The following is a 12,465-nucleotide window of genomic DNA, read 5'->3' as shown; positions in this document are numbered from 1 at the left end:
TGTTGTTCCGGGCTAAGCTGGCGGCCTCGGCGTCCACCCCCGGTGCCGACAACGCATAGCTATGCAATGAGTTCCGGCCCCTCGCTCTCGCTACGGCTCTATCGCTGGTTCGGCCGCTTCCTGTCCAGCCGCGCCACGGCCTATGGACTGGCGATCCTCGCCATCGTCGCGGGCGCCCTGACCTACGCCGCCATCACGGGTTTGCTGCCGTCGCGCTTCTCGTCGCGCCACGCAACCCGGGTGATGCTGGCGATCGATCTGGCGATCCTGCTCGCGCTGGCGAGCGTGGTGGTCGGCCGGCTCACGCGGTCCTTCGTCGAGCGCCGCCGTGGGGTCGCCGGCGCCCGCCTGCATCTGCGGCTCGTCCTGCTGTTCGGCCTGTTCGCGGTGGCGCCAACGTTCGTCGTCGCCATGGTCTCGGGCTACTGGCTTTCCGTCAGCCTGCGCGAGTTCGTCAGCGCGCCGCTGAGCCAGGGCCTGGAGAGCGCCCACGCCATGGTCGACGCCATGCGCACGGGTGTGCTGAGCGATGTCGATGAAATTTCCAAAGCGCTGCAAGCGGAAGGGATCGACACCCTGGCGGACGGCGAGAAGGCAAAGGCGCTCCTTGGGCAGGCCGCGCAGGGGCGGAACCTGCTCGAGGTGTCGATCATAGATTCCGACCGCAAGATCGTGGCGTCGTCGGTCGCGTATGGACGCGGTCCGGCGGCCGGGATGATCCCGCCGCCCGAGACCTTCGCGAAGGCCGCAGCCGAAGCCCGGCCGGTGTTCGCGATCGCGCCGACCGGCGTCTACATCATCCTGCAGCTTTTCACGGACGGAAACCTGTTCCTGGTCACCGTCCCGGCGGTAGACCCGGTGCTGTGGCAGCACAGCGATCGCATCGAGCTTGCCCGCACGTTCTACACCAACGAGCTGGATACGAACTTCGACCGCAACCAGTTCAAGATCTTCGGGATCTACGCGTTGATCGCGCTGCTGATGCTGTTGTCCGCCGTATGGATGGCGGTCACCTTCGCGTCGCGGCTGACCGGGCCGATCGCCTCGCTGATGTCGGCGGCGGAGAGCGTGCGCCGCGGCAACCTGTCGGCGCGCGTGACCGAGACGCCCACCGACGACGAGCTCGGCCGCCTGGTGCGGGCCTTCAACCGCATGGCGGCGCAGATCGACGAGCAGCGCCGTGAGCTGATCGACACCAACCGGCAGCTCGACGAGCGCCGGCAGCTTACCGAGGCCATCCTGGCCGGCGTGTCGGCCGGCGTGCTGAGCGTCGACATGAACAACCGTGTCGAGCGCGCCAACCGCTCGGCCGTGGAGCTGCTGGGCAAGGTGGCCGAGGACATCGAAGGGCATGCCGCCGCCGATATCCTGCCCGAGCTGGACAGCATGCTGGAGCAGGTGCGCGCACGGCCGGATCGCCTGCTGCAGGCCCAGGTCGAGATCCTGCGCGCCGGCCAGATGCGGTCCCTGCACGTGCGCATCGCGGCCGAGCAGTCGGGTAGCGAATCGCGCGGCTTCGTCGTCACCTTCGACGATGTCAGCGACCTGATGTCGGCGCAGCGCATGGCGGCCTGGGCCGACGTGGCGCGCCGCATCGCGCACGAGATCAAGAATCCGCTGACGCCGATCCAGCTCTCGGCCGAGCGCCTGAAGCGGCGCTACCTGCGCCAGATCGCCGAGGATCCCGAGACCTTCACCACCTGCACCGACACCATCATCCGGCAGGTTGGCGACATCGGGCGCATGGTCGACGAGTTCTCCTCGTTCGCGCGCATGCCGCGCGCCATCCTGGCCGAGGAGGACCTGAAGGAGATCTGCCAGCAGGCGCTGTTCCTGCAGCGCAACGCGCAGCCGCAGATGCTCTTCGAGGCGTCGCTGCCGGAAGCGTCGCTGTCGTGGCGCGTCGACCGCCGCCAGATCGGCCAGGCGCTGACCAACCTCCTGAAGAATGCCGGCGAGGCGATCGAGGGCCGCGACCCGCCGAAGGACGGCGGCAAGCTGCCGCCCGGCCAGATCGCGCTGGCGCTGCGCGAGGATGCCCGCTCGGTGCGAATTGTCATCGAGGACAACGGCCGCGGGCTGCCCAGGAACGAGCGCGCCCGGCTCACCGAGCCTTACGTCACCACGCGCACCAAGGGCACCGGGCTTGGCCTGGCGATCGTCAAGAAGATCATGGAAGAGCATGGCGGCCTGCTGATCCTGGAGGATCGCGAGGGTGGCGGTGCCCGCATCTCTCTGGTATTCCAGCGGCCGGAGAGGAAGGCCGCACCCGGCACGCGCGACGTTGCGGCCGCGGTTTCACCAGCGGCTGGAGACTGAGTCCGACGGAGCGATCCCGAGGACCAACAAGATGGGCCATGGCGCACGACATCCTGATCGTCGACGATGAACGCGACATCTGCACGCTGATCGCAGGCATCCTGGAGGACGAGGGCTATGCGGCCCGCCGTGCCCACAGCAGCGCCGAGGCGTTGTCTGCCGTCTCGCAGCGCCGTCCGTCGCTGGTCATCCTCGATGTCTGGCTGCAGGGCAGCGAGCTGGACGGCGTCGAGGTGCTGAAGGTCATCCGTCGCGACGATCCGCACGTGCCCGTGGTCATGATCAGCGGCCACGGCACCATCGACACCGCCGTCGCCGCCATCAAGGCCGGCGCCTGGGATTTCATCGAGAAGCCGTTCAAGGCCGACCGCCTGCTGCTGGTGGTGCAGCGCGCCATCGAGGCGGCGGACCTGCGGCGCGAGAACGCCCTGCTGCTGCGCCGCGCCGGTGGCGAGGAGATCCTGGTGGGCGAATCGCCTACGATCGCCCAGCTCAACACGGCCATCGAGCGTTTCGCGCCGACCGGCGGCCGGGTGCTGATCTCCGGCCCGGCCGGCGCGGGCAAGGAGCTGGTGGCGCGGCTCATGCACCGTGGCTCCAAGCGCGCCAAGGGGCCGTTCGTGAGCGTCAACTGCGCCGCCCACTCGGAGGACCGGCTGGAGCTGGAGCTGTTCGGCATCGAGTCCGGCGATGGCGTCGACGGGCTGCGCGTGTTCGGCGCCTTCGAGCAGGCGCATGGCGGCACCCTGCTGCTGGAGGAGGTGGGCGACCTGCCGGTCGCCACCCAGGCCAAGGTGGTGCGCGTGCTGCTGGAGCAGGCCTTCTTCCGCGACGGCGGCAAGACCAAGGTCGAGGTCGACGTGCGCGTCATGGCCTCGACGTCGCGCGACCTGCAGGCGGAGATCGCCGCCGGCCGCTTCCATGAGGACCTCTATCACCGCCTCAACGTGGTGCCGATCAACGTGCCGCCCCTGGCCGAGCGCCGCGAGGACATCCCGGCGCTGGCGCGGCATCTGATGGCCCGCGTCGCGGAGGCTGCGGGCCTGGCGCCGCACGCCATCGGCGAGGACGCCATCGCGGCGCTGCAAAGCTACGACTGGCCCGGCAACGTGCGTCAGCTGCGCAACGTCATCGAGCACCTGCTGATCGTGGCGCCGCAGAACGGCGGCGCGCCGCTGCGTGCCGAGCAGCTGCCGGCCGACTTCGGCGACATATCGCCCTCGGTGCTGCGCTGGGAGAAGGGCGGCGAGGTCATGCAGCTGCCGCTGCGCGAGGCCCGCGAGGTGTTCGAGCGCGAATACCTGATGGCCCAGGTGACGCGTTTCGGCGGCAACATCTCGCGCACCGCGTCGTTCGTCGGCATGGAGCGCTCGGCATTGCACCGCAAGCTGAAGTCGCTGGGAGTCGGCAGCGACGACAGGACGTGAACACGGGTTCATCCCTTCCCCACGTCAGTGGGGAAGGTGGCCGAAGGCCGGATGGGAAGCCGACGTGGTCTTGCAAGCTGGAACCACGTCAGCTCCCCTCCGCCCCTTCGGGGCACCTCCCCAGCTTCGCTGGGGAGGATGAATAACGAGGGGAGATCATGTCGCGGGTCGCGTATGTCAACGGACGCTATGTGCCGCATCGTGAGGCGCGGGTGCATGTCGAGGATCGCGGCTATCAGTTCGCCGACGCCGTCTACGAGGTGATCGGCGTCGTCAATGGCCGCTTCCTCGACGAGGAGCCTCATCTCGACCGCCTCGACCGTTCGCTGAAGGAGCTGCGCATCGCCTGGCCGATCGCGCGCGGCGCGTTGAAGCTGGTGCTGCGCGAGACCGTGCGGCGCAACCGCGTGCGCAACGGGCTGGTCTATTTCCAGGTCTCCCGCGGCGTGGCACGGCGCGATTTTGGCTTCCCCAAGCGTGTGCGACCCAGCCTGGTGGTGACAGCGCGCGCCACGCCGCCGGTGTCGGCCGATCCTGGTCCCGGTGTCGCGGTCATCACCGTGCCGGACATCCGCTGGAAGCGGGTCGACATCAAGACCACGGGCCTGCTGGGCGGCGCGCTGGGCAAGCAGAAGGCGCGCGAGCAGGGCGCCTACGAGGCCTGGCAGGTGGATAACGACGGCCTGGTGACCGAAGGCACGTCCAGCAATGCCTGGATCGTCACATCCGCCGGCGAGCTGGTGACACGGCCGATCGGCCACGAGATCCTGGCCGGCATCACGCGCCAGACCGTGAAGAAGGTGGCTGCCGATCTGCAGCTGGCCGTGGTCGAGCGGCCGTTCTCGGTCGCCGAAGCGCTGGCGGCGCGCGAGGCGTTCATGACCAGCGCGACCTCGTTCGTGACCCCGATCGTGCGCATCGACGGCAAGCCGGTCGGCGATGGCAGGCCCGGCGACGTCGCGCGCCGGCTGCGCGCCGAGTATCTGCGCGCCGTATCCGTCGCGGAGCCGTTCGTTTGACCGGCCTCGCCGCGCCGCGCGCGCTGATCTTCGATTGGGACAACACGCTGGTCGACACCTGGGGGGTGATCACGACCTGCTACAACGTGACGCTCGGCCATTTCGGCATGCCGTCCTGGACCGAGGCCCAGACGCGCGAGCGCGCCCACAAGTCGCTGCGCGATACCTTCCCGACCCTGTTCGGCGATCGCTGGGAGGAGGCCCGCACGGTCTTCTTCCGTACCTTCGACGCCGTGCATCTCGAGCGGCTGCGGTCCAAGGACGGGGCCGAGGCCATGCTGGATGCCTTGTCGTCGCGTGGACTGTACCTGGCGGTCGTCAGCAACAAGACAGGTTCGGCGTTGCGCAAGGAAGCGACACACCTGGGCTGGGATCGCTTCTTCGGCAGGATCGTCGGCGCCACCGACGCGCCGTACGACAAGCCCGCGCCCGATCCGGTGATGATGGCGCTGCAGCCCGCCGCCCTGGCTGCGGGCGAGCATGTCTGGTTCGTGGGCGACACGGCCATCGACCTCGAATGCGCCCACAACGCGGGTTGCGTGCCCGTGCTGATCCGTGACGACACGCCGACAGCGCACGAATTTGTGACATATCCCCCGAGACTTCATGTGCGCAACTGCCATGCTCTGCTGGCATTGATATAGGGCACGTCGACCCTATATGATTGTGCAGTGCGGCATGGCGGTGGACCTCTCACCATGCCCGGCGCGGCCACCCCAGTCGGGTGGCCGCAAACAAACAGAAAAGGCAAAGGGCCCAAAACATGAGCGAAAAAGCCCAAAACGTTCAGGATGTCTTCCTGAACCACCTTCGGAAAACCAAAACCCCGGTCACGATCTTCCTGGTCAACGGCGTCAAGCTGCAGGGGATCATTACCTGGTTCGACAATTTCTCGGTCTTGCTGCGGCGCGACGGCCACTCCCAGCTGGTCTACAAACACGCGATCTCGACCATCATGCCGGTCACACCGATCTCGTTGTTCGAAGGCGACAAGCAGCAGGCGGCAGCAGTCGAGGCCTGATTGGTCGCGCGCGACCATAGCGAGTCCCCCAGCGCACCCGTCAACGGAGACGACGACGGTCTCCGTCGGCGGCGTGCGCCCAACGAGCAGGGGCCGGAGCAGCCGACTGCTGCTGCGATCGTCTGTCCGATCCTGGCCGAGGCCCGCGGCAACGGCGTCGCCGAGCGCGACGCTGCAGCCCGGCTGGCAGAGGCCGTCGGCCTTGCCGAGGCGATCGCGCTCGACGTGCGCCTGCAGGAAAGCCTGGTGGTGCGGCGCCCGACACCCGCGACGCTTCTTGGGTCGGGTGCCGTCGAGCGCCTGAAGCAGGCGATCGCCGAGGCGGACGTTGCCGTCGCGGTCGTCGACGCCCGCCTGACGCCGGTGCAGCAGCGCAACCTGGAGCGCGCCTGGGCCTGCAAGGTCATCGACCGCACCGGCCTCATCCTCGAGATCTTCGGCGAACGTGCGCGCACGCATGAAGGCGTGCTGCAGGTCGAGCTTGCGGCGCTCGACTACCAGCGCAGCCGCCTGGTGCGATCCTGGACCCACCTCGAGCGCCAGCGCGGCGGCTTCGGCTTCCTCGGCGGCCCCGGCGAATCACAGCTCGAGATCGACCGCCGCCTGATCGGCGGTCGCATCCTGAAGATCAAGCAGGAGCTCGGGCAGGTGCGCCGCACGCGCGCGCTGCATCGGGCCGGCCGCAAGCGCGGCGCCATCCCCACCGTGGCTTTCGTCGGCTACACCAATGCCGGCAAGTCGACGCTGTTCAATCGTATCGCCGGCGCCGGCGTGTTCGCCGAGAACCTGCTGTTCGCGACGCTCGATCCTACGATGCGCGCGGTGCGCCTGCCCAACGGCCAACGCGCCATCCTGTCGGATACGGTCGGCTTCATCGCCGACCTGCCCACGACGCTGGTGGCGGCATTCCGCGCCACGCTCGAGGAGGTGCGCGAGGCCGACCTGATCGTGCATGTGCGCGACGTGGCGCATCCCGACAGCGAGCAGCAGAAGCACGACGTCGAGGCGGTGCTGCACCAGCTCGGGCTGGAAGAGCGCATGGCCGACGGCGATGTCATCGAAGCGCTCAACAAGATCGACCTGCTCGATACGGAGGCGCGCCGGCGCCTGGAGGCTGTGGCGGCCACCGGCGCCGAGCGCCGCCGCGCCTTCGCGATCTCGGCGGTGACCGGTGAATGGGTCGATGCGCTGCTCACCGCCATCGGCGAGCGCCTGTCGGCCGCGGACCACGCCCTGGAGGTCGATGTGCCGTTGTCCGACGGCGCCACGATCGCCTGGCTCTACCGCCACGGCGAGGTACGGGCCCGGCGTGACACCGACGACGTTGCGCATTTCACAGTGGCGCTGGACACCGAAGCCAAGGCGCGCCTGGCAGCCCGGCTGGGGCAGGGAGCGTAGCTGGGAGCGCCGGCTTCCAGCCGGCTCATGATCCGGCGCTTCGCGCCGGTGCCGGCAGGATGCCGGCGCTCCCGGTAACCCGACTTGACGCCGCTGCCGTCGGTTTCTACAACCGGCGCGCCTTGCGTCAGGGAGAAATCGATGCAGTTCCAGCCGTTGCATGACCGTGTTCTGATCGAACCGTCGACCGCCGAGACCAAGTCCAAGGGCGGCATCATCATCCCGGACACCGCGCAGGAGAAGCCGCAGCAGGGCAAGGTCGTGGCCGCCGGCAAGGGTGCGCGGCTGGACGACGGCCGCCTGGTCCCGCTCGACGTCAAGGTCGGCGACACGGTGATCTACGGCAAGTGGTCGGGCACCGAGGTGAAGATCGGCGGCAAGGACTTCGTGATCCTCAAGGAAAGCGATGTCATGGGTGTCGTCGCCTGATGCTGCGTGATGGCGACCTCGACCGGGTCGCCGAGCTGATGCGCGAGTGCGCGGCGGCCGAGCTGCTGCCGCGTTTGCGTAATCTGGCCAAGCACGATATCCGCGAGAAGACGCCGGGCGACTTCGTGACGGTCGCTGACGAGATGTCCGAGCAGCGGCTGGCTTCGGGCCTGGCGAAGATACTGCGCGGCGTGCCGGTGGTTGGCGAGGAGGCGGTTGCCGCCGAGCCCGGCCTGGTGGCGCATATCGACAGCGCCGAGGCGGCCTGGATCGTGGACCCGCTCGACGGCACGGCCAATTTCGCACGCGGCAACGATCGCTTCGCGATGATCGTGGCGCTGGTGCGTCAAGGCGAGACCATCGCCGGCTGGATCCTCGAGCCGGTGCGGGATCGGTTGGCGGTCGCGGTCCATGGCGGTGGCGCGCGCCTCGACGGCGAGCCGAAGCGGCTGCCCGCGACGTTGCCGTTGAAGCAGAGCGTCGGTTTCGTCGGCGCCAAGTTCAAGCGCGAGCTTCTGCGCCGGACCCGGCCGGCGGTGGTGGACGGGTTTCGGCGGCTCACCACCTTCGGCTGTGCCGGCATGGAGTACGTCGACATCCTGGCCGGGCGCGGCCACTTCTCGTTCTACCGCTGGACCAAGCCCTGGGACCATGCTGCCGGCGCGTTGATGGTCCAGGAAGCGGGCGGGGTAGCCAACCGCCACGACGGCCAACCCTATGGCCCGGCCCAGCCGCTGAACGCCGGCATCCTCACGGCCTCCGATCCGGCCCGCTGGCAGGAGCTGCGCACGTTGTTCACCGAGGCCGCGGCGCCGCTGCTGGAGAGAGGGCGCGCCGGGCCAGGGTGATCTTGTCTGGCGGTTCGACGGCACGACCTGCGAAGGAGAGTCTCATGGCGACGTCACCGAACGACCGCCGCATCGACTACATCGAGCTGGGCGTTGCCGACCTGGAACGCAGCAAGGCGTTCTACGGTAGCGCCTTCGGCTGGACCTTCACCGACTATGGGCCGACCTATTGCGAGTTCGCCGACGGCCGCTTGACCGGCGGCTTCACCACCGCCACGCCGGCCAGGCCGGGAGGTCCGCTGGTGATTCTCTACGCCGACGATCTGGCCGACATGCAGCGTCGCGTCGAGGCCGCGGGAGGCCGGATCTCCAAGCCGATCTTCAGCTTTCCCGGCGGCCGTCGGTTCCACTTCCTCGACCCCGACGGCTATGAGCTCGCCATATGGTCGAAGGACAGATAGAGGCTACGGCAGCACGGCCTCGGCCTCGATCTCGACCTTGGCATTGGGATCGATCAGGCCGGTCACGCCCACCAGCGTCATCGCCGGGAAATGGCGGCCGAGCGTGGCCTGCCAGGCGGCGCCGATGGCGGGCCCGGCATCCCTGAACTCGGCCACGTCGGTGACGTAGGCGCGCAGCAGCACGATGTTGCGGATATCGCCGCCGGCAGAACGCACGACGGTGATCACGTTGGCCAGCGCCAGCTGCCATTGACCGCCGATATCGAGGCCGGCCTCGACGGACGCGCCCGGCTTCTGGCCGACCTGGCCCGAGACGCGAATCGTGCGTGTCGCCGTGGCGGCGACCGCCTGCGTGAAGCCGCGCGGCCGCGGCCAGCCCTCGGGCAGGATGGGCGTGTAGGCGATATCACTCATGCGCGTTCTCCTCGGACCGGGTGGATCGGCGATCATATGAGGTCCGGCGTCGGAAAGGTAAGCACCATGTCTACGCGATTGTTCGTTTTGACCGGTGGCCCGGGATCGGGGAAGACCACGCTGATCGAGGCGCTGCAGCGGGCGGGCTTCGCCTGCATGGTCGAAGCGGGACGCAGCATCATCCAGGACCAGATGGAGATCGGCGGCCGGGCGCTGCCGTGGGGCGACCCGGTGCTCTTCGCCGAGATGATGCTGTGCTGGGAGATGCGATCCTACCGCAGCGCCCAAGGCCATGCCGGACCGGTGTTCCTCGATCGTGGCGTGCCTGACGTGGTCGGCTATCTGCGGCTGGTCGGCGCGGCGGTGCCGGCGCACATGCAGAAGGCGGCCGCCACGTTCCGCTACGAGCCGCGTGTCTTCATCATGCCGCCGTGGCCGCAGATTTTCACGCAGGACAGCGAGCGCAAGCAGACGCTGCGGGAGGCGGAACGGACCTACGACGCGATGGTCGAGACTTACACCGGCCTGGGCTACACGCTGATCACCGTGCCGCGCATGCCGGTCGACGATCGCGTGCGCTTCCTCATCGACGCCGCCGGCATCGGCGACGCAGGGCGCGTGGAGGAGGCTTGAGCCATGCCAGGGATAACGATCCGCCGTTTGATGGCGGCGGATGCCGCCGACTATCGCGCCATCCGGCTCGAGGCCCTGCAGCGCGCGCCGCAGGCTTTCGGCTCGACCTATGTGGCGGAGGCGGCGCGGCCGGTCGCCGCCTTCGCCGAGCGGTTGACGGGATCCGTCGTCTTCGGCGCGTACGCCGCGGCCGGAATCGTGGGCATGGCCGGGCTTGCGCGAAGCCCCGGCCCGAAGGAGAGCCACAAGGGCTTCCTGTGGGGCATGTATGTGCGTGCCGAGATGCGCGGACAGGGCGTCGGCGCCCTGCTGGTCGAGGCCGTCATTGCCGCCGCCGCGGCCACGCTGGATCAGATCACGCTGAGCGTCGTGCAGGAGAACGCGGCGGCCAGGGCGCTCTACGAACGCTTCGGCTTCACGGCCTACGGCGTCGAGCCGCGCGCGCTGAAGACGCCGGATGGCTATGTCGATGAGGTGCTGATGGTGAAGTTTCTGCGCCGGCCGGAAGGCTCATCGTAGCGCGATCAGGCCGGCGTCGGTCGGCCGGAAGCCGCAGGCCTCCAGGTAGAACGCGCGCAGATGCGGATCGAAATCGACATGCAGCCACTCGCAGCCGGTCGTCCTGACATGACGGACCGCCTCCTCGACGATCAGGGTCGCCAAGCCGCGGCGACGCCATGCCGACGAGATCATGGTGTCGAGCAGGAAGGCGTGCACGCCGCCGTCCCAGGCCACGTTCACGAAGCCGACGAGGCCGCCCGCGGACCGCATGCACACCCAGCCGAGGCTGTGGCGATTGACCTGCCCCCACCAGTCATCGTTCAGGAGCCGATGCTCGAAGCACTCGGCGTGCAGGGCATTGAGCTCGTCGTTCTCGAACACGCCGCGCCACTGCAGGATCGGATCGGCCATGACCGCTTTTGTCTTCCGTGGGCTAGCCGTTTTGCGTGCCGTCGGCGTAGCCGCCGCCGATCCGCGAGCCGGGCGCCAGCAGGCCTTGGCCGGGCACATGGTTGATCTCGAGCCGCGTGCCGTCCGGGTCTTCGAACAGAACCGAGTAGTAGCCCGGCGCGAAGGCGTCATCGCGCGGCGGATGGACGATGCGCGCGCCGATCTTGACCAGGAAGGCATGCGCCTCGTCGATGTCGGCACGCTCGCGGGCCCGGAAGCAGTGGTGATGCAGGCCGACCGTGCCTTGCCGGAAGCGCTGGCCGGCATGGTCCGGGGAAGGCGCATGGATTCCGAAGCCCGTGCGCCCGCCGACGCCGTAGAAGGTGTTCGCCGTGTCGGCCACGATGGTCATGCCGAGGAACGGCAGCAGCTGCGCGTAGAAGGCGCGCGCAGCCGTGAAATCGCCGGCGGTGATGAACGTATGGGCAACACCGTTGATCTGCATGGGCGGTCCTCCTTCCGCTCATCTACAGCACGGGACGACGATAGGCGATAGGGCAGGCCTTCAGGCCTTGATGAAAGCGAGCAGGTCCGGGTTCACGATATCGGCGTGGGTCGTGCACATCCCGTGGGGCAGCTTCTCGTAGACCTTGAGCGTGCCCTTCTTGAGCAGCTTCACGGAGAGCAGCGCCGAGTCGGCGATGGGCACGATCTGATCGTCATCGCCGTGCATCACGAGCGTCGGCACCTCGATCGCCTTGAGGTCCTGGGTGAAATCGGTTTCCGAGAAGGCCTTGATGCCGTCGTAGTGCGCCTTGGCACCGCCCATCATGCCTTGGCGCCACCAGTTCTGGGCCACCGCCTGAGACACATGCGCGCCCGGCCGGTTGAAGCCGTAGAAGGGGCCGCTCGCGATGTCGAGGTAGAAGCCGGCGCGGTTGGCCGCGAGCTGCTGGCGGAAGCCGTCGAACACCTCGATCGGCGTGCCGTCCGGATTGGCGGCCGTCTTGAGCATGATCGGCGGCACGGCGCCGATCAGCACCGCCTTGGCGACGCGGCCGGATGGCTGGCCGTGGCGGGCGACATAGCGCGTCACCTCGCCGCCGCCGGTGGAATGCCCGATATGGACGGCGTTCCTCAGGTCGAGATGCTCGACCACGGAAGCGATGTCCGCAGCGTAGTGATCCATGTCATGGCCGTCGCTGACCTGGGCCGAGCGGCCATGGCCGCGCCGGTCATGCGCCACGACGCGATAGCCCTTGCCGAGGAAGTAGAGCAGCTGCGCATCCCAGTCGTCGGCGCTCAGCGGCCAGCCGTGATGGAACACGAGCGGCTGGCCGTCCCGCGGCCCCCAATCCTTGTAGAAGATCTCGACGCCGTCCTTGGTGGTGATCGTGCTCATGCCTGCCGTCCTTCCTGTCGCGCGGGTGAGGTCCGATGTGGGCAGGTGTCCTTCGTCGAGCAGCTGGACTACCGGGCGACGGCGAGCAGAAGCCCCTGAGTGGCGGAGGGGTAGGATAGCGATGAGAGCTATATCCACGCTACGGCCACCTGGGCATGTTGCAACATTCCATATGCAGGTTCCGCGCGATACGGGGCTTGCCCCTTGCATGACATTCATGGGGTAGAATGGTAGAAGAAGTAATATTTTGTAGATAAGGAGGC

Annotated in this window: 15 protein-coding genes; 11 read left to right on the top strand and 4 right to left on the bottom strand. The window is 68.2% G+C overall.

Annotated features, from left to right (window positions below):
• The first annotated feature begins 66 nt into the window (after positions 1-66).
• The 9 genes from FHP25_RS26675 to FHP25_RS26635 all read left to right on the top strand — a co-directional run bounded on the left by FHP25_RS26675 (position 67) and on the right by FHP25_RS26635 (position 8,862).
• Entirely contained in the window at positions 67-2,319 is a 2,253-nt protein-coding gene (locus FHP25_RS26675) for a sensor histidine kinase (RefSeq protein ID WP_147850023.1), read from the top strand.
• Positions 2,320-2,357: 38 nt separating this feature from the next.
• Positions 2,358-3,746, top strand: coding sequence for a nitrogen assimilation response regulator NtrX (ntrX, locus tag FHP25_RS26670; RefSeq protein ID WP_147850022.1), 1,389 nt, complete (start codon positions 2,358-2,360; stop codon positions 3,744-3,746).
• A 158-nt stretch (positions 3,747-3,904) separates the two neighbouring features.
• Positions 3,905-4,765: a D-amino-acid transaminase gene (locus FHP25_RS26665; protein ID WP_147850021.1), complete on the top strand. Its 861-nt coding sequence runs from the start codon at positions 3,905-3,907 to the stop codon at positions 4,763-4,765.
• A complete protein-coding gene (locus tag FHP25_RS26660; protein ID WP_147850020.1) occupies positions 4,762-5,409 on the top strand; it encodes an HAD family hydrolase in 648 nt (215 codons plus the stop codon). Before FHP25_RS26665 ends, FHP25_RS26660 begins: the two co-directional genes overlap by 4 nt.
• A gap of 119 nt (positions 5,410-5,528) precedes the next feature.
• Complete coding sequence (hfq, locus tag FHP25_RS26655) at positions 5,529-5,786, top strand: RNA chaperone Hfq (RefSeq protein ID WP_146542625.1); 258 nt, start codon at positions 5,529-5,531, stop codon at positions 5,784-5,786.
• Positions 5,787-7,184 (top strand): GTPase HflX, encoded by a 1,398-nt coding sequence (hflX, locus tag FHP25_RS26650; RefSeq protein ID WP_231712484.1) that lies wholly within the window; start codon positions 5,787-5,789, stop codon positions 7,182-7,184.
• A 141-nt stretch (positions 7,185-7,325) separates the two neighbouring features.
• Entirely contained in the window at positions 7,326-7,613 is a 288-nt protein-coding gene (gene groES, locus FHP25_RS26645) for a co-chaperone GroES (protein ID WP_147850019.1), read from the top strand.
• On the top strand, positions 7,613-8,461 hold the full coding sequence (locus FHP25_RS26640; protein ID WP_147850018.1) for an inositol monophosphatase family protein: 849 nt from the start codon (positions 7,613-7,615) through the stop codon (positions 8,459-8,461). The genes groES and FHP25_RS26640 overlap by 1 nt, the downstream gene beginning before the upstream one ends.
• Positions 8,462-8,505: 44 nt before the next feature.
• The gene (locus FHP25_RS26635) at positions 8,506-8,862 is read left to right on the top strand and encodes a VOC family protein (RefSeq protein WP_147850017.1); all 357 of its coding nucleotides are present in this window, start codon (positions 8,506-8,508) and stop codon (positions 8,860-8,862) included.
• 3 nt (positions 8,863-8,865) lie between these two features.
• Here the strand turns inward: FHP25_RS26635 and FHP25_RS26630 are convergent, their stop codons facing one another.
• A complete protein-coding gene (locus FHP25_RS26630) occupies positions 8,866-9,276 on the bottom strand; it encodes a RidA family protein (RefSeq protein WP_178133801.1) in 411 nt (136 codons plus the stop codon).
• 66 nt (positions 9,277-9,342) lie between these two features.
• Here FHP25_RS26630 and FHP25_RS26625 point away from each other — a divergent pair, with 66 nt between their 5' ends.
• Positions 9,343-9,909 (top strand): AAA family ATPase, encoded by a 567-nt coding sequence (locus FHP25_RS26625; RefSeq protein WP_218578618.1) that lies wholly within the window; start codon positions 9,343-9,345, stop codon positions 9,907-9,909.
• 3 nt (positions 9,910-9,912) lie between these two features.
• The gene (locus FHP25_RS26620; protein ID WP_147850014.1) at positions 9,913-10,428 is read left to right on the top strand and encodes a GNAT family N-acetyltransferase; all 516 of its coding nucleotides are present in this window, start codon (positions 9,913-9,915) and stop codon (positions 10,426-10,428) included.
• Here the strand turns inward: FHP25_RS26620 and FHP25_RS26615 are convergent.
• The 3 genes from FHP25_RS26615 to FHP25_RS26605 are packed head-to-tail and all read right to left on the bottom strand — an operon-like array spanning position 10,420 to position 12,202.
• The gene (locus FHP25_RS26615; protein WP_147850013.1) at positions 10,420-10,821 is read right to left on the bottom strand and encodes a GNAT family N-acetyltransferase; all 402 of its coding nucleotides are present in this window, start codon (positions 10,819-10,821) and stop codon (positions 10,420-10,422) included. The genes FHP25_RS26620 and FHP25_RS26615 overlap by 9 nt on opposite strands.
• Before the next feature lie 22 nt (positions 10,822-10,843).
• Positions 10,844-11,305, bottom strand: a complete 462-nt coding sequence (locus tag FHP25_RS26610) for a VOC family protein (RefSeq protein ID WP_147850012.1) — start codon at positions 11,303-11,305, stop codon at positions 10,844-10,846.
• Between the two features lie 60 nt (positions 11,306-11,365).
• Positions 11,366-12,202, bottom strand: coding sequence for an alpha/beta fold hydrolase (locus FHP25_RS26605; protein ID WP_147850011.1), 837 nt, complete (start codon positions 12,200-12,202; stop codon positions 11,366-11,368).
• Between the last annotated feature and the right edge of the window lie 263 nt (positions 12,203-12,465).

Source organism: Vineibacter terrae (assembly GCF_008039615.1).
GTDB classification, from domain to species: domain Bacteria; phylum Pseudomonadota; class Alphaproteobacteria; order Reyranellales; family Reyranellaceae; genus Vineibacter; species Vineibacter terrae.
Note: the sequence above shows the minus strand (reverse complement) of the source record. Positions and strands in the feature narration are given on the sequence as shown.

What these genes read in the sequence shown, in the direction of transcription:
- groES (WP_147850019.1), top strand. Translation starts at nt 7,326, where the DNA reads ATGCAGTTCCAGCCGTTGCATGACCGTGTTCTGATCGAACCGTCGACC.
- ntrX (WP_147850022.1), top strand. Translation starts at nt 2,358, where the DNA reads ATGGCGCACGACATCCTGATCGTCGACGATGAACGCGACATCTGCACG.
- FHP25_RS26665 (WP_147850021.1), top strand. Translation starts at nt 3,905, where the DNA reads ATGTCGCGGGTCGCGTATGTCAACGGACGCTATGTGCCGCATCGTGAG.
- FHP25_RS26620 (WP_147850014.1), top strand. Translation starts at nt 9,913, where the DNA reads ATGCCAGGGATAACGATCCGCCGTTTGATGGCGGCGGATGCCGCCGAC.
- FHP25_RS26625 (WP_218578618.1), top strand. Translation starts at nt 9,343, where the DNA reads ATGTCTACGCGATTGTTCGTTTTGACCGGTGGCCCGGGATCGGGGAAG.
- FHP25_RS26615 (WP_147850013.1), bottom strand. Translation starts at nt 10,821, where the DNA reads ATGGCCGATCCGATCCTGCAGTGGCGCGGCGTGTTCGAGAACGACGAG.
- hfq (WP_146542625.1), top strand. Translation starts at nt 5,529, where the DNA reads ATGAGCGAAAAAGCCCAAAACGTTCAGGATGTCTTCCTGAACCACCTT.
- FHP25_RS26610 (WP_147850012.1), bottom strand. Translation starts at nt 11,305, where the DNA reads ATGCAGATCAACGGTGTTGCCCATACGTTCATCACCGCCGGCGATTTC.
- FHP25_RS26635 (WP_147850017.1), top strand. Translation starts at nt 8,506, where the DNA reads ATGGCGACGTCACCGAACGACCGCCGCATCGACTACATCGAGCTGGGC.
- FHP25_RS26630 (WP_178133801.1), bottom strand. Translation starts at nt 9,276, where the DNA reads ATGAGTGATATCGCCTACACGCCCATCCTGCCCGAGGGCTGGCCGCGG.
- FHP25_RS26675 (WP_147850023.1), top strand. Translation starts at nt 67, where the DNA reads ATGAGTTCCGGCCCCTCGCTCTCGCTACGGCTCTATCGCTGGTTCGGC.
- FHP25_RS26605 (WP_147850011.1), bottom strand. Translation starts at nt 12,202, where the DNA reads ATGAGCACGATCACCACCAAGGACGGCGTCGAGATCTTCTACAAGGAT.
- FHP25_RS26640 (WP_147850018.1), top strand. Translation starts at nt 7,613, where the DNA reads ATGCTGCGTGATGGCGACCTCGACCGGGTCGCCGAGCTGATGCGCGAG.